This window comes from Streptacidiphilus sp. MAP12-16 (assembly GCF_041262165.1).
GTDB lineage: Bacteria > Actinomycetota > Actinomycetes > Streptomycetales > Streptomycetaceae > Streptacidiphilus.
Map to the genome: position 1 here is coordinate 1 of NZ_JBGCBY010000054.1, position 18,397 is coordinate 18,397.

Here is an 18,397-nt window from a genome sequence, read left to right on the forward strand (position 1 = left end):
GGCTGGTGGCAGTGAGCGTCGTGGTTGTTGACGGGCTCGCTGCCTTGCGTGCGGGCTTGCGCGGTGTCTGCGTCCAGTCCTGGCTGGTGGCAGTGGGCGCTATGGCTGTTGACGAGCCCGCCGTCGTGCGTTCTGTTTGTGTCCGGTCTTCTGCCTTGTGGGAGTGAGCGTCATGGCGATCGATGAACCCCGGAGTGTGCGTGTCGGGCGGGTGTCTGTTGCGGGGGGGCGTGCGCGGACGCTGTCGCGTTCGGCTGGTTTTTGGTTGGTGGGTGCGGTGTTGGTGTTGTTGTTGTTTTCTTCTTCGGTGCCTTCTCCGTTGTATGTGGTCTATCAGCAGGAGTGGCATTTCTCGGCGGCGGTGTTGACGGTGGTGTTCGCGGTGTATGCGGTCGCGGTGTTGGCGAGTTTGCTGGTTTTCGGTTCGTTGTCGGATGTGATCGGGCGGCGCAGGGTGTTGTTGGCCGCGTTGGTGTTGGCGGTGGCTGCGATGGTGGTCTTCGCCACTGCCGGCGGGGTGGGTGCGTTGTTGGTGGCCCGTGGGTTGCAGGGTTTTGCGGTGGGTCTGGCGACCGGGGCGATGGGTGCGGCTTTGATCGAGCTGGCGCCGCCGGCCAAGCCGGCGCGTGGCACGCTGGTGAACTCGGCTGCGCCGACGTTGGGGATGGCCGCGGGTGCTTTGGTTGCGGGGCTGTTGGTGCAGTACGCGCCGGCGCCGGCGGTGTTGACGTATCTGTTGCTGGCTGTCGCGTTCGCGTTGGCGCTGGTCGCGGTGGTGTTCTTGCCGGAGACCGCGCCTGGGGCGGGGCGGGGTTTGAGGGTGCGTCCGCACCGGATCTCGGTGCCCGGGCCGGCCCGGCGGCCGTTCGCGTTGTTGTCGCTGGCGTTGGTGGCGGTGTGGGCGGTCGGTGGTTTCTACCTGTCGCTGGGTCCTTCGCTGGTGTTGCAGTTGCTGCATTCGCGTAGCCATCTGGTGGGCGGGCTGAGTGTGGCGGTGCTGGCCGGTATCGCCACGGTGGGCCAGCTCGCGCTGGGCCGGCTCGCTGCGCTGCGTATCGCGAGGCTGGGTTTGCTGCTGTTGGTGGCGGGTCTGGTGCTGGTGTTGGTGGCGTTGTGGTCCGGTGGCGCGGTGGTGTTCTTCGCGGGTACCGCGGTGCTGGGGATGGGCTGGGGGGCGACGTTCCTGGGGGCGTTTCGTTCGCTGGCGGCTTTGGCCGCCGCGCGAAGCCGCGGGGAGTTGATGGCGGCGGTGTATGTGGTGGCGTACGTGTCGATGAGCGTGCCCGCGGTGCTGGCGGGCCTGGTCTCCAGTCACCTGGGGCTGCACCGCACCGCGGTGGCGTTCGTGGTCGCGGTGGGCGCCGTGTGCCTGATCGCGCTGGCCGGCCTGAACTGGGCCGCGCCCGACAGGGCGCGGCCCGGCACCGCCGACGCCCCGGCCCGCTGACACCCACCCCGGCCACCGGCCACCGGCCACCTGCCACCGGCCACCTGCCACCGGCCACCTGCCACCGGCCACCGGCCACCGGCCTTGGGCCTTCGGGCCTTCGGGTCACCGGCCTTGGGCCTTCGGGCCTTCGGGTCACCGGCCTTCGGCCTTCGGGCCTTCGGGTCACCGGCCTTGGGCCTTCGGGCCTTCGGGCCTTCGGGCCTTCGGGTCACCGGCCTTCGGCCTCCGGGTCACCGGCTCTTCGGGCCTTCGGCCTTCGGGTCACCGGCCCTTCGGGTCTTGGGCGTTCGGGTCGCCGGCCTTCGGCCTTCGGGCCTTCGGGTCACCGGCCTTCGGGCCTTCGGGTCACCGGCTCTTCGGGCCTTCGGCCTTCGGGCCTTCGGCTTCGGGTCACCGGCCCTTCGGGTCTTGGACGTTCGGGTCACCGGCCTTCGGCCTTCGGGCCACCGGCCTTCGGCCTCCGGGGCACCGGCTCTTCGGCCTTCGGCCTTCGGGCCTTCGGCTTCGGGTCACCGGCCCTTCGGGTCTTGGGCGTTCGGGTCACCGGCCTTCGGCCTTCGGGCCACCGGCCTCCGGGTCACCGGCTCTTCGGGCCTTCGGCCTTCGGGGCACCGGCCCTTCGGGTCTTGGGCGTTCGGGGTTCGGGTTACCGGGCTGCGGGGCCTTTGGGCCTGCGGGCCGCCGGCCTGTGGGGGTGTGTCGTGTGTGGTGTGTGGTGGTGTTTTTGGGTCCGGGTCGCCGGTGGTGCCGGTGTGGCAACGGTGGTGTGGGGCAACTGTTTGGAGGAGTTGATGGTCGCCGGCCAGGTTCGGCCTAGTGCTGTGGTGTTGGAGGAGCTCGCCTCGGTCGAGTTGTTCAGCGAGTTGGGCGTCGAGCAGTTGGCGTGGGTTGCTCAGGTCTGTGAGCGTCGGGAGTTGGCTGATGCGCAGGTGTTGTTTCGTGACGGGCAGAAGGCCACGCATTTCTTTGTCCTGCTGGCGGGTGAGTTGATCGTCTCCAAGCGCATCGAGGGGCGTGAGGAGGTTTTGACGCGCCACCGGGCCCGCCCTGGTGCGGGTGACAGTCATGACGGCAAGCCGCAGGTGGCGCATCGTTTCACCGGGGAGTTGCCGTTGTTGACCGAGGGCGGGTATCTGGCTACCGCTACCGCCTGCGGTCCGACCACGGTGTTGGCCTACACGCGTGAGGACTTCTTCGAGATGCTGGCGCGTTGTACCTCGGTGGCGCGGATGCTGCTGCCGGTGCTGGCGTGGCGGATCAAGTCCTCGGAGGTGCAGGCCCGCAACCGGGCCACGCTGACCGCGCTGGGTACCTTGGCCGCGGGCCTGGCCCACGAGCTGAACAACCCCTCGGCGGCGATGGCCCGCGCGGCCGGGGAACTGGTGCCGGCCATCGCCGCCCTGGACGCGGCCGCCACCTGCTGGGGCCAGGTGGCCACCGAGTCCGAACGCGCGGTCCTGGCCGCGGTGGCCGACGCGGCCACCGGCGGCGCCCCGGCGGCGCGCAGCGATCCGGTGGCGGTCGCCGACGCGGAGGACGACCTGGTGGACTGGGCCGGCGAACGCGGCGCCCAGCGCCCCGGCCCGCTCGCCTCCGCCCTGGCCGACCTGGGCCTTGACCAGCGGTGGCTGGCAGCGCGCCTGGCCGCGATCCGCCCGCAGGTCCTTTCCTGCGCTCTGGACCAGCTGGCCTGCCTGCTGGAGACCCGCGCACTGACCGCGGAACTGCAGGCCGCCGCCCCGCGGATCTGCGCCCTGGTGGCCGCCACCCGCGAGTACGCCAACCTGGACCGGGCCCCGCAGCAGACCTTCGCGGTCACCGACGGCCTGGAAGCCACCTTGGCCATGCTGCGCGCCAAGCTGGCCCGGGTGCGGATCGTGCGCCAGTACGCGCCGGGCCTGGCCCCGGTGACCGGCTACCCCTCCGAGCTCAACCAGGTGTGGACCAACCTGATCGACAACGCGGTCGACGCCATGGACGGCGCCGGGACGCTGACCCTGCGGGTGCACCAGGAGGGCGAGGACGGCTGCCTGACCGTGGAGGTCGCCGACACCGGCACCGGTATCGACCCCAAGGTCCTGCCCCGGGTCTTCGAGCCCTTCTACACCACCAAGGACGTCGGCCGGGGCACCGGCCTTGGCCTGCACCTGTCGCACCGCATCGTGGGCCAGCGCCACCACGGCACCATCACCGTGCGCTCCAGCCCCGGCGATACCCGCCTGGTGGTGCGCATCCCCCTGGACGGCGGCGGCCACCGCGCCGACTGCCCCCCGCACCCGAACCCCTGACCCCCCGCCCGCCCTTCCCGTCCGCCCTTCCCTTCCCCTTGAGGAGTGATCATGGCCCGCACCGACATATCCGCGCTGCACCCGGTCTTCGTCCGCCAGATGGCCGCGTTGTCCAGCCGCGACCTGGACCAGTTGATGGACAACTACCTGCCCGACGCCGCGCTGCTGCGCTACGAGGGTGTCGCGTCCGGTACCGCGGCGCTGCGCGAGCTGTTCACCGGCTACCTCAGCCTGGAGCCCGAACTGGTGGACCTGACCGACTACATCGAGACCCAGGACACCATCTTCTACCGCGCGGTCATGAATCTGGGCGGCGCACCCGAGCACGCCCACGGCACCCTGGTGGTACGCGACGGCAAGATCTGGCGCCAGACCGCCGGCTTCGGCAGCTAGCCACCCCACCCGGCCACCGCGCCCGCACCCGGGCCCGGAGCCCCCGGCGGGCCCACCCGGTCCTGGAGCCCCCGGCGGGCCCCGGGCACCGCACCCGGTCCCGGAGCCCCCGGCGGGCCCACCCGGTCCTGGAGCCCCTGGCGGGCCCCGGGCAGCGCACCCGGTCCCCGGGCACCGCACCCGGTCCCGGAGCCCCTGGCGGGCCCCGGGACCCGGGACCCGTACCGCCGACTGTGAACAGGAGCCCACGGTGCACGACATCGCCGCTCACCTGCACGCCTGGCACCGCGCGGGGCGCGCGTTCGCGGTGGCCACTGTGGTGTCGGTGTCCGGGAGCGCTCCGCGCGAGGCGGGTGCGGCGCTGGCGGTGGACGGCAGTGGGCGGGCGGTGGGCAGTGTGTCGGGGGGCTGCGTGGAGGCGGCGGTGTACGAACTGTGCCGGCAGGCGCTGGAGTCGGGGCGGCCGGTGCTGCACCGCTTCGGGTTCTCCGGCCAGGACGCGTTCGCGGTCGGGCTGACCTGCGGCGGGGTCATCGAGGTGTTTGTCCAGCCGGTGGTCCCCGGGGCCTCGGCGGGCCTGGACGCGGCCCTGGCCCACGTCCACGCCGGCACCCCGGTCGCGCTGGTGCGCGCGGTCGCCGTACCCCAGGGCGCCGCACACCCGGACCTGCTGGGCGGCGGCCTGCTGGGCGAGGACCTGCTGGGCGCGGCGCTGGCGGTGACCGGCGGCGCGTACCACGGCAGCCTGGGTCCGGGCCGTGCGGCGCTGGAGGGCTCCGTGGTCGTGCGGGCCCGCGCGATGCTCGAGGCCGGGCGCACCGGGCAGTTCACCCTGGCGGGGGACGGGCGCCCGTGCGAGGCGGCCGGCGGCCAGGTGGCCACGTTCTTCGTCGAGGCGCACGTCCCGCCGCCGCGCATGATCGTGTTCGGGGCCGTCGACTTCGCCGCCGCCGTCGCCCGCATCGGCTCCTTCCTGGGCTATCACGTGACCGTGTGCGATGCGCGGGCGGTGTTCGCCACCGCGCTGCGTTTTCCCGGCGCGCACCAGGTGGTGGTCGACTGGCCGCACCGCTACCTGGACGCGCAGCTGGCCGCCGGGCGCATCGACTCGCGCACCGCGCTGTGCGTGCTGACCCACGACGCCAAGTTCGACCTGCCGCTGCTTGAGCGCGCGCTGCGGATCCCGCTGGGCTTCGTCGGCGCGATGGGCTCACGCCGCACCCACCTGCAGCGCCTGCAGGCGCTGCGCGAGGCCGGGCTGGGCGAACCGGAGCTGGCCCGCCTGCGCTCGCCCATCGGCCTGGACCTGGGTGCGCGCACCCCCGAGGAGACCGCGGTCGCGGTGGCCGCCGAGATCGTCGCCCACCGCCGCGGCGGCACCTGCCTGCCGCTGTCCGCCCACGGCGGCCCGATCCACCACGACCACCCGCGCCCCGACCACCCGCTGCGCGAAGGCGGCCTGCCGCGCCGCATCGCCTGACCCCCTCAGCACGGGGCAAGCTGCCGCGGCCTCAGCACGGGGCAAGCTGCCGCGGCCTCAGCACGGGGCAAGCTGCCGCGGCCTCAGCACGGGGCAAGCTGCCGCGGCCCACCGCACGCCAGGCGCGTGCGAAGCGCTCGTGGGCAGCCTCCCGCGAAAAGCACATGTGTTATATAGCGTGGGAGTTATATCTGCTGTCGGGCAGTGGGCGTGCGCCGGTGTCCTGGCCGGTCGTGTCGTTGAACCCGCCTTGACCTGGTTGCATGAGTTGCGCAAGGCCGATCGGGACACGGCCCGCCAGGTCGCAGCCGCGCCGGAGATCCTGGCGGAGGAGGGCCCCGCGCCGGGCCGTCGCCTGGTCGACACCCTCAAGGGCACCGACCTGGCCCGCCTCAAGGAGTTGCGGCCAGCTCCAGTGGTACTACCGAGGTGCGCCTGATCTTCATCTTCGATCCGCAACGCAACGCGGTGGTCCTGGTGGCCGGGGACAAGTGCGGACAGTGGACGACCTGGTACCCGCAGGCGATCAAGACGGCCGAGCAGGCGTACGTCGCCTACCTCGGTGGCAAGGCCGGTAGATGACCCCCGTTACCGCAGGGCCACCCGACCAGACAGGAAGGACCGCATGTCCCGCAATGACGTGAACACCGCGCCGGCTGGGGCGGTGTCCTGGGACGTCCTGAGGGGCGGGCTGTTCGACCAGGAGGATCGCCTGGAGATCGCCCGTCGGGCCGATGAGCTGCGGGCCCAGGTCCGGGCGCACCGCCTGGCCGAGATCCGCAAGCGCCGGCGTGCCACCCAGGTCGAACTGGCGGCCTGCATGGGTGTCTCCCAGGCCCGGGTCTCCGACCTCGAGCGGGGCCGGATAGGGCGCAGCGAGGTCGACACGCCGGCGGCCTACGTCGCGGCCCTGGGCGGGAAGTTGAAGCTGGTCGCCGACTTCGGCGACGAGTCCCTGGTCCTGGGCTGACGCCCCGCCAGGGGCGCCCCGGGCGCAGGCGGGTGGCCGCGGAGCGCCCCGCCCTGTGCCCCTGTGGCTGTGCCCCTGTGCCCCTGTGGCTGTGCCCTTGTGGCCTTGGGCTATTGGGTTATTGGGTGGCGGCGCGGTACTGGTGGACCAGGGCGACGGCCATGGCGCCTTCGCCCACTCCGGAGGCGACGCGTTTGACCGAGCCGGCGCGTACGTCGCCGGCGGCGAACACGCCTGGGATGCTGGTCTCCAGGAACGCGGGCGGGCGCTGCAGGGTCCAGGCGCCCGGCGGGATGGCGGCGCCGGTCAGTACGAAGCCGTGTTCGTCGCAGGCCACCGCCTGGCCCAGCCAGGCGGTGCGCGGGCGCGCGCCGATGAAGGTGAACACGAACCTGGCCGGCTGCTGGGCGGTGGTGCCGGTGGCGGTGTCCAGGAGTTGCACCTGTTCCAGGCGGTCGGTGCCCAGCAGTGCGGTGACCTGGGTGTTGAGGCGTACCTCGATGTTGGGGGTGCGGGCGATCTCGGCGACCAGGTACTGCGACATGCCCGACTGCAGGGTGCCGGAGCGCACCAGCACGGTGACGGTGGCCGCGTACTTGGCGAAGTGCACCGCGGCCTGGCCGGCGGAGTTGGCGCCGCCGACGATGAACACGTGCTGGGAGATGCAGGCGTTGCTCTCGGTGGTGGCCGCGCCGTAGTACAGGCCGGCGCCCTCGAAGCGGTCGGCGCCGGGGATCTGCAGCCGGTTGTAGGACACGCCCATGGCCAGCAGCACGCTGCCGGCGCTGATCTCGGTGCCGTCGGCCAGCGTCAGGATCCGGGCCGGGTCGGCTCGGCGCAGTGCGGCCACCTCCATCGGGTGCAGCACCTCGGCGCCGAACCGGGCGGCCTGGGTGACCGCGCGCCGCGCCAGGTCGGTGCCCGACAGGCCGGCCGGGAAGCCGAGGTAGTTCTCGATCAGGCTGGAGGTGCCGGCCTGCCCGCCGGGGCTGTCGGCGTCCACCAGCAGCGTCGACAGGCCCTCGGAGGCGCCGTAGACGCCGGCCGCCAGCCCGGCCGGCCCGGCGCCGATGATCACGGTGTCGTAGTGCGGGCGCGAGGCGGTGGTGGCCAGGCCCATCTGCTGGGCCAGTTGCGCGCTGGAGGGGGCCGCCAGCGCGGCCCCGCCGGGGAACAGCACCAGCGGCAGCGCCGCGCCCGGGTGCTCCTGGGCCAGTTGGCGGGCCTGGGGGTCGGTGGCCACGTTCAGGAACTGGAACGGCTGCCCGTTGCGGGTCAGGAAGTCGCGCACCTGGTGGGTGCGGGCGGCGACCAGGTGGCCCACCACGCGGATGCCCCGGTAGCGCGGGCGCCAGGCGGCCAGCCAGTCCGAGAGCAGGTCGTCCAGGACCGGGAACAGGCGCTCGGCCGGCGGGTCCCAGGGCTTGATCAGGTAGTAGTCCAGCCGGACCTGGTTGATCGCGGTGATCGCCGCGTCGGTGTCCGCGTAGGCGGTCAGCAGCACCCGGCGCGCGTCGGGGAACCGGCTGACCGCCTCGACCAGGAACTGCACCCCGGTGGTGTCGGGCATGCGCTGGTCGACCAGGAACAGGGCGGTGTCCTGGCCGCGGTCCTCCAGTACGTCCAGCACGCCAAGGGCCTCGCCGGCCGAGGTGGCGCCCAGCACCCGGTAGCGCTGGCTGTAGTGGGCGCGCAGGTCCCGGCGCACCGCCCGCAGCACCTGCGGGTCGTCGTCGACCGCCAGGATGACCGGTTTGCCTGCGTCCTCACCTGTCGCCTGGATCAACGCGGGCTCCTTGGATGGTGTGGCGCGGCCGGCCGCGGCCCTTGCTCGCACTGCACGATCAGCTGGTCGGCGAAGCACCAGGCCCAGTCCTCGCGCGGTTCGGCGGAGGCCGCGATCGGGTGGCCGGTGGCACGGAAGTGCCGTGTGGCGTGCCGGTTCCTCGAGGAGTCGCAGCAGCCCACGTGCCCGCAGCTCAGGCACAGCCGCAGATGCACCCAGCGCTCCCCGCGCTGCAGGCACTCCTGGCAGCCGTCGGCGCCCGGGGTCACCGGGCGGCCGACCTGGTCGACATGGGTGCAGGCGGGCATGCCGGGCCTCCCGGGGGGGCGGTGCCGCGCCGACGAGCGCCGGCGGGCGGGCGGGCCGGCGGGTGGGCCGGCTCCTTGTGCCCCGACGGTAACCCAGGGCCGTGCCCGGGCCGCGGGGGACTTCACCAAGTCGCCCGCCGGCGGGCGGACTTCACCAAGTCGCCTTGTGACAAGGTGACTTGGGGCCCGGCCGGTGTGCCGCGGGGGTGTACCTGACCTACTAGCGGCTACTTGAGGAAGTCACCGGCGCATGAGTTGACGCCCCGTGACCGGGCGGGCAATGGTCCTGCTTGAATATCCGATTCGCCCCGCCGGAGGATTCTGTGAGCAAGCGCATTCTGGTCGTTGTCTCGGAACGCGGGTACTGGGCCGAGGAACTGGTGGGGCCGCTGGCCGCGTTCGACGAGCGCGGCTACCAGGTCACCTTCGCCACCCCCACCGGCAAGCGGGCCCGCGCACTGCCGCCCAGCCTTGCCGACGACTTCGTCGACCCGCCGCTGGGCCGCACGGTGACCACCCCCGAGGTGGCCAAGATGGGCCGCGAGCTCGAGGCCTCCACGCGCCTGCAGGACCCGTGGGACATCTCCGCGCTGGTCCCCGAGCGCCCCTACACCAGCGACGCGGGCTACCTGCGGCTGCTGGAGGACTACAACCGCGACCTGGACCAGGTCGCCGAGGCGATTGCCGGGTTCGACGCGATCCTGATCGTGGGCGGCAGCGGCCCGATCGTGGACCTGGCCAACAACGCCCGGGTGCACGACCTGATCCTGGCCTTCAAGAGCGCCGGCAAGCTGGTGGCCGCCGAGTGCTACGGAGTGGCCTGCCTGGCTTTTGCCCGTGACTGGGACGACCGCGCCAGCATCATCGCCGGCAAGCACGTGACCGGGCACTGCAAGGAGTACGACTACAAGGACGGCACCGGGTTCCTGGACACCGACTTCACCATGGGCCCCCCGCCGTACCCGCTGGAGTACATCCTGCGCGACGCCACCGCCCCCCACGGCGCCTACCACGGCAACTTCGGCCGCCCGCTGTCGGTGATCGTGGACTGGCCGTTCGTGACCGGCCGCTCCACCCCCGACTCGTTCCTGACCGGCAACAAGATCGTCGAGGTCCTCGAGCAGGGACTTCGCCGCTACGGCTGGTGAGCCGCGTGCCGGGGTCAACCACGCCACCACCGGGCCCGAGGAGAGCGCTGTGACCGCGCAGATCGGCAACACCAAACTCATCGCACAGTTCCAGGCCGACGGCCTGCACTGGATGTTCGGCAACCCGGGCACCGTCGAGCAGGGCTTCTTGGACGCGGCCGACAAGGCGTCCGGCTTCAGCTACGTGCTGGCGCTGCAGGAGACGGTGGCCGCCGGCATCGCCGACGGCTACGCGCGCGCCACCGCCGGCGCGGCCCTGCTGCAACTGCACAGCGGGGTGGGCCTGGGCAACGGCATCGGCATGCTCTACCAGTCGCTGCGCGGGCACACCCCGCTGGTGGTCCTGGCCGGCGACGCCGGGGTGCGCTACGACGCCATGGACGCCCAGATGGCCAGCGACCTGGTGGCCATGGCCCGCCCGGTGACCAAGTACGCCACCCGGGTCACCGACCCGGCCTCGGTGCTGCGGGTGATCCGACGCGCCGTCAAGATCGCGCTCACGCCGCCGCGCGGCCCGGTGTTCGTGGCCCTGCCGATGGACGTGCTGGACACCGTGAACCTGGAGCCCGTGCTGCCCAGCAGCGTGCCGCGCACCGATACCGCCCCGGCCCCCGACGCGGTGGCCCGCGCCGCGGACCTGCTGGCCGGCGCCCGCAACCCGCTGATCCTGGTGGGCGACGGCGTCGCCCTGGCCGGCGCCCAGGGCGAACTGGTCGCGCTGGCCGAGCTGTGGGGCGCACCGGTGTGGGGCGTGGACTCCTCCGAGGTCAACATCCCCGCCGGCCACCCGCTGGCCCAAGGCCAGACCGGGCACATGTTCGGCGAGCACAGCGCCGCCCTGGTCCAGGACGCGGACGCGGTCCTGATCGTGGGCACCTACGTGTTCCCCGAGGTCTTCCCCCACCTGGCCAGCCCCTTCAGGCCCGGCGCCCGGATCGTGCACATCGACCTGAACGCCTACGAGATCGCCAAGAACTTCCCCGTCGACCTGGGACTGGCCGCCGACCCCAAGGCCGCCCTGGCCGCCCTGGCCCCCGCCCTCTCCCAGCGGCTGAGCCCCGGCCGGCACCGCCAGGCCGCCGGCCGCCTGGCCGACGCCCGCGCCGCCCGCCACCAGCAGCGCGCCCAACTGGCCGCGCGCGACCACGACGCCACCGCACTGACCGCCTTCCTCAACGCCCTGGCCCAGCAGACCGACGGCGACCTGGTGGTCTTCGACGAGGCCCTGACCTGCTCGCCCGAGGTCACCGCCTACCTGCCCCCCGAGCGCCCCGGCGACTACTTCGCCACCCGCGGCGGCTCCCTGGGCGTGGGCATCCCCGGCGCCATCGGCGCCAAACTCGCCCGCCCCACCCGCACCGTGGTCGGCTTCACCGGCGACGGCGGCGCCATGTACACCTACCAGGCGCTGTGGACCGCGGCCCGCTACGACATCGCGGCCAAGTTCGTGGTCTGCAACAACCACAAGTACCGGCTGCTGGACGACAACATCGAGCAGTACTGGCGCGAACGCGACATCGACCCGCACGCCTTCCCCGCCTCCTTCGACCTGTCCCACCCCGCCATCGACTTCGCCGCCCTGGCCCAGTCACTGGGCGTGGAGGCACTGCGCGTGGACAAGCCCGAAGCCGCCGCCGGCGCGGTCGAGCAGATGCTCGCCCACAACGGCCCCTTCCTGGTCGACCTGCACGTCTAACCCCCCCGGGGCCACCCCCAGGGCACCGCACCACCGGGCACCACCGCACCACCGCGCGGCCGCACCACCGGGCACCACGTACCACCGGGCAGCACCGCACGGCCGCACCACCGGGCAGCACCGCACCACCGCGTGGCTGCGCGGCCGCACCACCCGGGCACCGGGCGCGCCCGCACCGGGCGCCAACGCCACTGAGACCCACTCGAACGCCACCGCACCCTGAACCATCTGACCATGCGTCATCTGAGTGTGTGTCATCTGATTTGAGTGTCGCCGAACCGGGCGCACCACCTGACCGGGCACCGTCTGGCCGGGCCGCGCGGGCAACCGTCCGCCGGCCCCGCGAGGGCGCCGCCGGGCCGGGCCCGTGGCGCCCCACACCTGCCGAGGAGCACCCGCCATGCCGTCCCCCCAGCCCCTGACGGAGCAGTCCATCCGCCGGTTCGCCGAACAGTGGTACGTCGCCCTGGACCGCCATGTGCCGCTGGCCGACACCCTGCCCTACCTGGTCGACGAGGGCCTGGAGATGCGCTTCCCCGAGGGCACCTCCCGCGGCCACGCCGGCTTCGCCGAGTGGTACAAGGCCGTCACCCACCGCTTCTTCGACGAGGAGCACACGGTCACCAAGGTCGAGCCGGTCATCGACGGCGACCAGGCCACCGTGGCCGTGGGCGTCAACTGGCAGGCCAAGATCTGGGACGCGCCCGGCGCCAGGAGCGCCTGGCTGGGCTTCGACGCCGACCAGACCTGGGTCGTGGTGGCCGGCGCCGACGGCCCCCGGATCAAGACGTACATCGTCAACGCGCTGGAGCCGATGCCCGGCTCCGCGGCCCTGTAGGCGCGCGCCGTGAGCGACCCCACCGCAACCGCCCCCACCGCAACCACCACCACCGCCCCCACCGCCACCGCCCCGGCCGCCACCGCCCCGGCCCCGGCTGCCCCGGCCCCGGCCGGGGCGGCGCCGGGCGGTGTGGAGCCGGGCGGGGGCGAGGTGGTCACCCGCGACCAGGTCGAGGCGGCCTACCGGGCCCTGGCCACCGGCGACCGCGCCCTGATCGCCCGGCACTACGACCCGCAGGTGCGCTGGCTGGTGCCCGGCGACCACCCGCTGGCCGGCTGGTACGAGGGCCTGGACGCGTTCTTGGACCTGATGGCCCGGGCCGGGAAGCTGTCCGGGGGCACCTTCGCCATGCAGCGCCTGGCCATCATGACCGGCCCGGGCTGCTCGGCGGACCTGACCCACAACACCGCCCGGCGCGCCGGGACCCCCCAGGACTCCGCCTCGCCCTTCGAGCGGCTGGACGCGGTGATGTTCCACCTCATGCGCTGGCGCCAGGGGCGCATCGTGGAGGGCCGCGACGGCACCTTCGGCGACGACGCCACCGCGTTCAGCCAGTTCTGGTCCCCGCTGGCCGGCGACGGCACCCGCCTGCCCTGACCCCACCCCGCCCACCCTGCCCGCCCCGCCTGCCCTGCCTGCCCTGCCCGGATGCTGACTGCCTGTCAGCGGCTTGCCCGGGGCCCCTGACCTGCCGCACCCGACCCGGACCCGGGAGATGAGCCGATGGACGCCCGCACCGTGCTGGACCGCTACTACGAGTACGCCAACGCCGCCGACTGGGACCGCTGGTGCGACCTGTTCGCCCCGGACATGGTCATGGACGAGCAGCTCGCCGGCCACATCGAGGGCCGCGAGAAGCTGCGCCAGATGATGGGCGGCATGGGCCAGATGTACGCCGCCTTCCACAACGAGCCCCTGCACGTGCTCATTGACGGCGCCCAGGGCGCGGTGGTCTCCCGCATCACCGCCACCAGCGCCGCCGGCCGGCCCGTGCGGGCCCAGGTCATGAACTACTTCACCATTCTCCACGGCCAGATCACCTACATGGCCAACTTCCACGACACCGTGCCGTTCCAGGTCCTGTCCCAGGACTGAGCGCACCTCACCCGCTTCATCGACCACCGGAGGGCAGGCCCATGGGGGGCGACGCGACACCGTACGACTACATCATCGTGGGAGCCGGATCGGCCGGCAGCGTCCTGGCGCACCGGCTCACCGAGGACCCGCAGGTGCGGGTGCTGCTGCTGGAGGCCGGCGGCGAGCGCATCCCGCCCGAGGTGGACGACCCCGCCTCCTGGTTCCGGCTGCTGGGCGGCCCCCTGGACTGGGGCTACCAGAGCGTGCCGCAGCCCGCCCTGGACGGACGCCAGACCCACGAACCGCGCGGCAAGGCGCCGGGCGGCAGCAGCAACCTCTACATCATGATGCACGTGCGCGGCCACCCCGCCGACTTCGACAACTGGGCCTACCAGGGCGCGGCCGGCTGGTCCTACACCGAGTGCCTGCCCTGGTTCACCCGCCTGGAGAACCAGGAGGACCCCACCGGCCCCAGCACCGGCACCGCCGGACCGCAGAGGGTCACCAACGCCTCCCTGCACCAGCCCAACCCCGCCTCGCGCGCCTTCGTCGAGGCCTGCCGCGAGCTGGGCCACCCCCAGCGCGCCGACTTCAACGACGGCGTCATGTTCGGCACCGGCTGGCACCACCTGGACGTGGCCGACGGCCGCCGCCAGGGCGTCCTGGCCTCCTACCTGGAACCCGCCCTGCAGCGCCCCAACCTGACGCTGCGCACCAACGCCCACAGCACCCGGCTGCTGTTCTCCGCAACGCGGTGCACCGGAGTGGAGTACCTGCAGGGCGCCCAGGACCCGGCCGTCACCGGCCGCACCCTGCCCCACACCGGCGCGCTGGCCCCGGGCCTGCACCAGGTCCACGCCCGCGCCGAGGTCATCGTGGCCGCCGGCGCCATCGAGTCGCCCAAACTGCTGCTGCTGTCCGGCCTGGGCGACCCCGACCAGCTGCGCGCCCTGGACATCCCCGTGCGGGCAGCCCTGCCCGGAGTCGGCGAGAACTTCCACAACCACGTGCTGACCGGCCTGATCACCGAGGCCCGCGAAAGCGTCCCCGCACCCACCCAGAACCTGTCCGAGAGCGCCCTGTTCCTGGCCTCCCGGCCCCACCTGCCCGCCCCCGACCTGCAACTCGCCTTCGTCCACGTCCCCTTCGACCAGAACGTGGCAGCCCAGCACCCCAACGCGGTCAGCATCCTGCCCGGCGTGGTGCGCCCGCTGTCGCGCGGCTGGGTGCGCCTGGCCGGGCCCGACCCGCTGGCCAAACCCCTGGTCAACCCCAACTACCTGGCCGAGCGCGCCGACCTGGAACGCCTGGTGCAGGGCGTGGAACTGGCCCGCGAACTGACCCGCACCCGCGCCTTCGCGCCCTTCAACAAGCAGGAGCTGTCCCCGGGCCCCACCACCACCAGCCCGGCCGAACTGCGCGCCTTCGTGCGCCGCACCGCCGACAGCTACCACCACCAGGCCGGCTCGTGCCGCATGGGCATCGACGACCTCGCGGTGGTGGACCCCCAGCTGCGGGTCCACCAGGTGGACGGGCTGCGCGTGGTCGACGCCTCGGTCATGCCGGCGGTGCCCTCCGGCAACTGCCACACCGCCATCGTCATGATCGCCGAGCGTGCCGCCGACCTGATCCGAGGAGCCAGCCATGCCTGAGACCGCGCTGTGGAGCAAACCCCTGGACGGCGCGAGGATCGCGGTGCTCATCGAGAGCGACTTCTACGAGCCGGAGATCTTCTACTACCAGCACCGCTTCGCCGAGGAAGGCGCCCAGGTCGACTTCCTGACCCGGCTGTGGGGCCAGCCCCAGATCACCTTCACCGGCCACGAGTACCGCGCCCCGCTGGCCGTCGACCGCAGCTTCGAAGACCTCGGCGAGCAGGAACTGGCCCTGTACGACGCCCTGATCGTGCCCTCCGGCATGGTCGCGGACCGGCTGCGCTACACCGAGGACGTCACCCGCCTGGCCCCGGCCACCCAGCTGCTGCAGCACGCCTTCAGCCAGCCGCACCTCCTCAAGGGCATCATCTGCCACGGCATGTGGCTGGCCTCCTCCATCCCCGACAGCGTCAAGGGCCGCCCGGTGACCTGCCACAACAACCTGATCGGCGACGTGCGCAACATGGGCGCCGACTACCGCGACCAGGACGTGGTGGTCGACGGCGACCTGGTCACCGGCCGCACCGGCCAGCACCACCACCTGTTCGCCCGCACCGTCATCGAGGTCCTGCGCCAAAGGAGGTCGGCCTGATGCGCTGGTCGCACGTGGGCCTGAACTGCCAGGACCAGAAGCAGACCGAGGAGTTCTACACCCGCTGGTTCGGCTTCACCCGCGCCCGCACCGTGCCCGTCCTCGGTGGCGAGATCGTCTTCCTGCGCAACGCCGACGCCTACCTCGAACTGTTCCCCGCCGACCCCCAGGGCGCCACCGCCGGCCAGGGCGACGGGCCCGCCACCCCCGGCACGGTACGCCACCTGGCCTTCCAGACCGACGACGTCGACGCGTTCCTGCAACGCCTGGGCGACCAGGCCCAGATCACCCTGGGCCCGCTGGCGTTCGACGATTTCATCTGCGGCTGGCGCACCGTGTGGCTGCGCGACCCCGACGGCGCCATCGTCGAGGTCAGCCAGGGCTACGTCGACCCGGACCCGGACCCGGACCCGGACCCGGACCCGGACCGGGACCGGGACCAAAGGACCGGCGCATGAGCGCCCCGGCCACCTGCACCTGCACCACCGCCCCGCGCCGCGCCGCCCTCCCCGACGGCGCGGGCGCGGGCGCCCTGCTGGACCCGCTGCTGCCCACCGTGCTGCCCTGGCTCACCGCCCAGCGCTGGTTCACCCACGAGAACGGCTGCATCCAGGACCTGACCACCGTCGCCGCCACCGTGCTCACCGACACCGACACCGACACCGACACCGACACCGACACCGACACCGACGCGGCCCTGCTGCACCTGCTCGCCGACGCCCACTACCGCGGCGCCGACCCGCGCCGCTACCAGATCCTGCTGGGCCTGCGCCGCGCCCTGCCCGCCGACCTGGCCCACGCCGCCGTCGGCCGGGCCGCAGAGGGCCCCTGGAGCGGCTGGTGGCTCTACGAGGCCACCGCCGACCCGCAGCTGATGACCCTGCTCCTGGACGACGCCGCCACCGCCCCCGGCTCCGGCGCCCTGCGGCTGACCCGCACCGGCGCCCCGGTGCCCACCGGCCTGCACCCACGCGTCCTTGCCGTCGAGCAGAGCAACACCAGCGTGGTCTTCGGCGACCAGCTGCTACTGAAGATCTTCCGCCAGCCCGCGCCCGGCCCCCACCCCGAGACCGAGGTCCTGACCGCGCTGACCCGCCTGGGCTCCGCACACACCCCCCACCTGGCCGCCTGGCTGCACACCCCCGAACCCGACCCCGACCCCGCCACCGGCCCGGGCGCTGCGGGCGGCACGGACCTGCCCCAGCAGTCCACCGTCCTGGGCATCGTGGAGGACTTCCTGCCCTCCGACGGCGACGGCTGGGACCTGGCGGTGCGTCAGGCCGCCCACTGCATCACCGACCACCGCCGCGGCACCTTCGGCATCGACGGCTTCACCGCCGACTCCCTGGCCCTGGGCGAGAGCGTGGCCGCGGTCCACCAATGCCTGGCCGCGGCCTTCCCCACCGCGCGCCTGGGCGCCCAACAGGTCCTGGACCAGATCGCCGACATGGACCACCGCCTGCAGCAGGCCCTGGCCGCGGTCCCCGACCTGGAGCCCTTGCGCGGCCGCATCAGCGCCGTCTACGACGAGTACGCCCAGGTCGCCCTCAACGGCCGCGGCCTGCCCGGCCAACGCGTGCACGGCGACCTGCACCTGGGCCAGGTCCTGCGCACCGACACCGGCTGGATGGTCATCGACTTCGAGGGCGAACCCGCCCGCCCCATCAGCGAACGCGCCCTGCCCCAGGTCGCGCTGCGCGACGTGGCCGGCATGCTGCGCTCCTTCGACTACGCCGCCCAGCACGCCCTGGCCCAGATCCGCGCCGACCAGCGGCCCCCCCGCACCGCGGCCGCGGCCGCGGAGAACCTGCGCCAGGAACGCCGCGCCCAGGCCTGGACCGTGCGCAACCGCCGCGCCCTGTGCACCGGCTACGCCGCCGCCGGCGGCCTGGACCCGCGCAGCCACCCCATCGTGATGCGCGCCTTCGAGACCGACAAGGCCGTCTACGAGGCCACCTACGAGGCCACCCACCGCCCCGACTGGCTCACGGTGCCGATGGCCGCCATCCGCAGGATCATCACCAACCGCGAGGCCGTCGCCGCCGCCCCGCGCCCCGCCCGCCGCCGCGCCGCCCCCGGCCCGGCCCCCCTGCGAACAGAAAGCCCCTAGTGAACCGGCCGCCCCCCGCCAGCGCCCCGACCGTGGCACCCGCACCCCTGCCCCCGGGGGAGGTGGCCCGGCTGGTCGGCGGCTGGCACCACGACCCGCACGGTGTGCTGGGTGCCCACCCGGTGCCGCGGGGTACCGCGGTGCGGGTGCTGCGCCCGCTGGCCGAGCGGGTGGTGGTGGACACCGGTGGTGCCCGGTTCGAGTTGACGCACCAGCAGGACGGCCTGTTCACCGCCCTGATTCCCGGCGACGGCGACGCTGTGCTGCCTGCGTACCGGCTGCGGGTGGTCTACCAGGGTGTTGAGGTGGTGCAGGACGACGGCTACCGGATGGCGCCGACGGTGGGTGAGGTGGATCTGCATCTGATCGGGCAGGGGCGGCACGAGGAGTTGTGGACGGCGCTGGGTGCGCAGGTGCGCACGGTGGACGGTGTGGCGGGGACGGGGTTCGCGGTGTGGGCGCCCAATGCGTCGGGGGTGCGGTTGATCGGGGATTTCAATGCGTGGAGCGGGACCGCGCATCCGATGCGGTCGTTGGGTGGCAGTGGGGTGTGGGAGTTGTTTGTGCCCGGGGTGGGGCCGGGGGCGCGGTACAAGTTCGAGA

18 protein-coding genes and 1 pseudogene are annotated in these 18,397 nt (G+C 73.1%); 17 read left to right on the forward strand and 2 right to left on the reverse strand.

The genetic code is table 11. The annotated features are described in order from the left end of the window. The first annotated feature begins 172 nt into the window (after positions 1–172). The 7 genes from ABIA33_RS37090 (at position 173) to ABIA33_RS37120 (ending at position 6,581) form a co-directional block, all read left to right on the forward strand. Positions 173–1,447 (forward strand): MFS transporter, encoded by a 1,275-nt coding sequence (locus tag ABIA33_RS37090; protein ID WP_370088445.1) that lies wholly within the window; start codon positions 173–175, stop codon positions 1,445–1,447. A 755-nt stretch (positions 1,448–2,202) separates the two neighbouring features. After that, positions 2,203–3,738, forward strand: a complete 1,536-nt coding sequence (locus ABIA33_RS37095) for an ATP-binding protein (RefSeq protein ID WP_370088447.1) — start codon at positions 2,203–2,205, stop codon at positions 3,736–3,738. Between the two features lie 51 nt (positions 3,739–3,789). Next, positions 3,790–4,131 carry a nuclear transport factor 2 family protein gene (locus ABIA33_RS37100; protein WP_370088449.1) on the forward strand — a complete coding sequence of 114 codons (342 nt, stop codon included), beginning with the start codon at positions 3,790–3,792 and terminating at the stop codon, positions 4,129–4,131. 250 nt (positions 4,132–4,381) lie between these two features. Continuing rightward, the gene (locus ABIA33_RS37105; protein WP_370088451.1) at positions 4,382–5,611 is read left to right on the forward strand and encodes an XdhC family protein; all 1,230 of its coding nucleotides are present in this window, start codon (positions 4,382–4,384) and stop codon (positions 5,609–5,611) included. A gap of 250 nt (positions 5,612–5,861) precedes the next feature. After that, on the forward strand, positions 5,862–6,050 hold the full coding sequence (locus ABIA33_RS37110; RefSeq protein ID WP_370088453.1) for a hypothetical protein: 189 nt from the start codon (positions 5,862–5,864) through the stop codon (positions 6,048–6,050). Next, positions 6,041–6,193 (forward strand): type II toxin-antitoxin system RelE/ParE family toxin, encoded by a 153-nt coding sequence (locus tag ABIA33_RS37115; RefSeq protein WP_370088455.1) that lies wholly within the window; start codon positions 6,041–6,043, stop codon positions 6,191–6,193. Before ABIA33_RS37110 ends, ABIA33_RS37115 begins: the two co-directional genes overlap by 10 nt. A gap of 43 nt (positions 6,194–6,236) precedes the next feature. Continuing rightward, on the forward strand, positions 6,237–6,581 hold the full coding sequence (locus ABIA33_RS37120) for an XRE family transcriptional regulator (protein ID WP_370088457.1): 345 nt from the start codon (positions 6,237–6,239) through the stop codon (positions 6,579–6,581). A gap of 118 nt (positions 6,582–6,699) precedes the next feature. Here the strand turns inward: ABIA33_RS37120 and ABIA33_RS37125 are convergent, their stop codons facing one another. Continuing rightward, on the reverse strand, positions 6,700–8,367 hold the full coding sequence (locus tag ABIA33_RS37125) for an FAD-dependent oxidoreductase (RefSeq protein ID WP_370088459.1): 1,668 nt from the start codon (positions 8,365–8,367) through the stop codon (positions 6,700–6,702). After that, positions 8,364–8,675, reverse strand: a complete 312-nt coding sequence (locus ABIA33_RS37130) for a ubiquitin carboxyl-terminal hydrolase 14 (RefSeq protein ID WP_370088461.1) — start codon at positions 8,673–8,675, stop codon at positions 8,364–8,366. Before ABIA33_RS37130 ends, ABIA33_RS37125 begins: the two co-directional genes overlap by 4 nt. A gap of 323 nt (positions 8,676–8,998) precedes the next feature. Here ABIA33_RS37130 and ABIA33_RS37135 point away from each other — a divergent pair, with 323 nt between their 5' ends. From ABIA33_RS37135 to ABIA33_RS37180, 10 genes and pseudogenes are all read left to right on the forward strand, one after another. Beyond that, positions 8,999–9,823 carry a type 1 glutamine amidotransferase domain-containing protein gene (locus ABIA33_RS37135; RefSeq protein WP_370088463.1) on the forward strand — a complete coding sequence of 275 codons (825 nt, stop codon included), beginning with the start codon at positions 8,999–9,001 and terminating at the stop codon, positions 9,821–9,823. Positions 9,824–9,872: 49 nt separating this feature from the next. Further along, positions 9,873–11,519 carry a thiamine pyrophosphate-binding protein gene (locus ABIA33_RS37140; RefSeq protein ID WP_370088465.1) on the forward strand — a complete coding sequence of 549 codons (1,647 nt, stop codon included), beginning with the start codon at positions 9,873–9,875 and terminating at the stop codon, positions 11,517–11,519. A gap of 400 nt (positions 11,520–11,919) precedes the next feature. Then, entirely contained in the window at positions 11,920–12,357 is a 438-nt protein-coding gene (locus ABIA33_RS37145) for a nuclear transport factor 2 family protein (RefSeq protein ID WP_370088467.1), read from the forward strand. Positions 12,358–12,366: 9 nt separating this feature from the next. Then, positions 12,367–12,957: a nuclear transport factor 2 family protein gene (locus ABIA33_RS37150; protein WP_370088469.1), complete on the forward strand. Its 591-nt coding sequence runs from the start codon at positions 12,367–12,369 to the stop codon at positions 12,955–12,957. A gap of 126 nt (positions 12,958–13,083) precedes the next feature. Continuing rightward, complete coding sequence (locus ABIA33_RS37155; protein ID WP_370088471.1) at positions 13,084–13,455, forward strand: nuclear transport factor 2 family protein; 372 nt, start codon at positions 13,084–13,086, stop codon at positions 13,453–13,455. A gap of 41 nt (positions 13,456–13,496) precedes the next feature. Further along, positions 13,497–15,089 carry a GMC family oxidoreductase gene (locus tag ABIA33_RS37160; RefSeq protein WP_370088473.1) on the forward strand — a complete coding sequence of 531 codons (1,593 nt, stop codon included), beginning with the start codon at positions 13,497–13,499 and terminating at the stop codon, positions 15,087–15,089. After that, positions 15,082–15,684, forward strand: coding sequence for a DJ-1/PfpI family protein (locus ABIA33_RS37165; protein ID WP_370088475.1), 603 nt, complete (start codon positions 15,082–15,084; stop codon positions 15,682–15,684). Before ABIA33_RS37160 ends, ABIA33_RS37165 begins: the two co-directional genes overlap by 8 nt. Next, entirely contained in the window at positions 15,684–16,142 is a 459-nt protein-coding gene (locus ABIA33_RS37170) for a VOC family protein (protein ID WP_370088477.1), read from the forward strand. Before ABIA33_RS37165 ends, ABIA33_RS37170 begins: the two co-directional genes overlap by 1 nt. Beyond that, a complete protein-coding gene (locus tag ABIA33_RS37175) occupies positions 16,139–17,794 on the forward strand; it encodes a hypothetical protein (protein ID WP_370088479.1) in 1,656 nt (551 codons plus the stop codon). The genes ABIA33_RS37170 and ABIA33_RS37175 overlap by 4 nt, the downstream gene beginning before the upstream one ends. Positions 17,795–17,826: 32 nt before the next feature. Continuing rightward, a pseudogene (locus ABIA33_RS37180) lies at positions 17,827–18,397 on the forward strand (1,4-alpha-glucan branching enzyme); the annotation flags it as partial.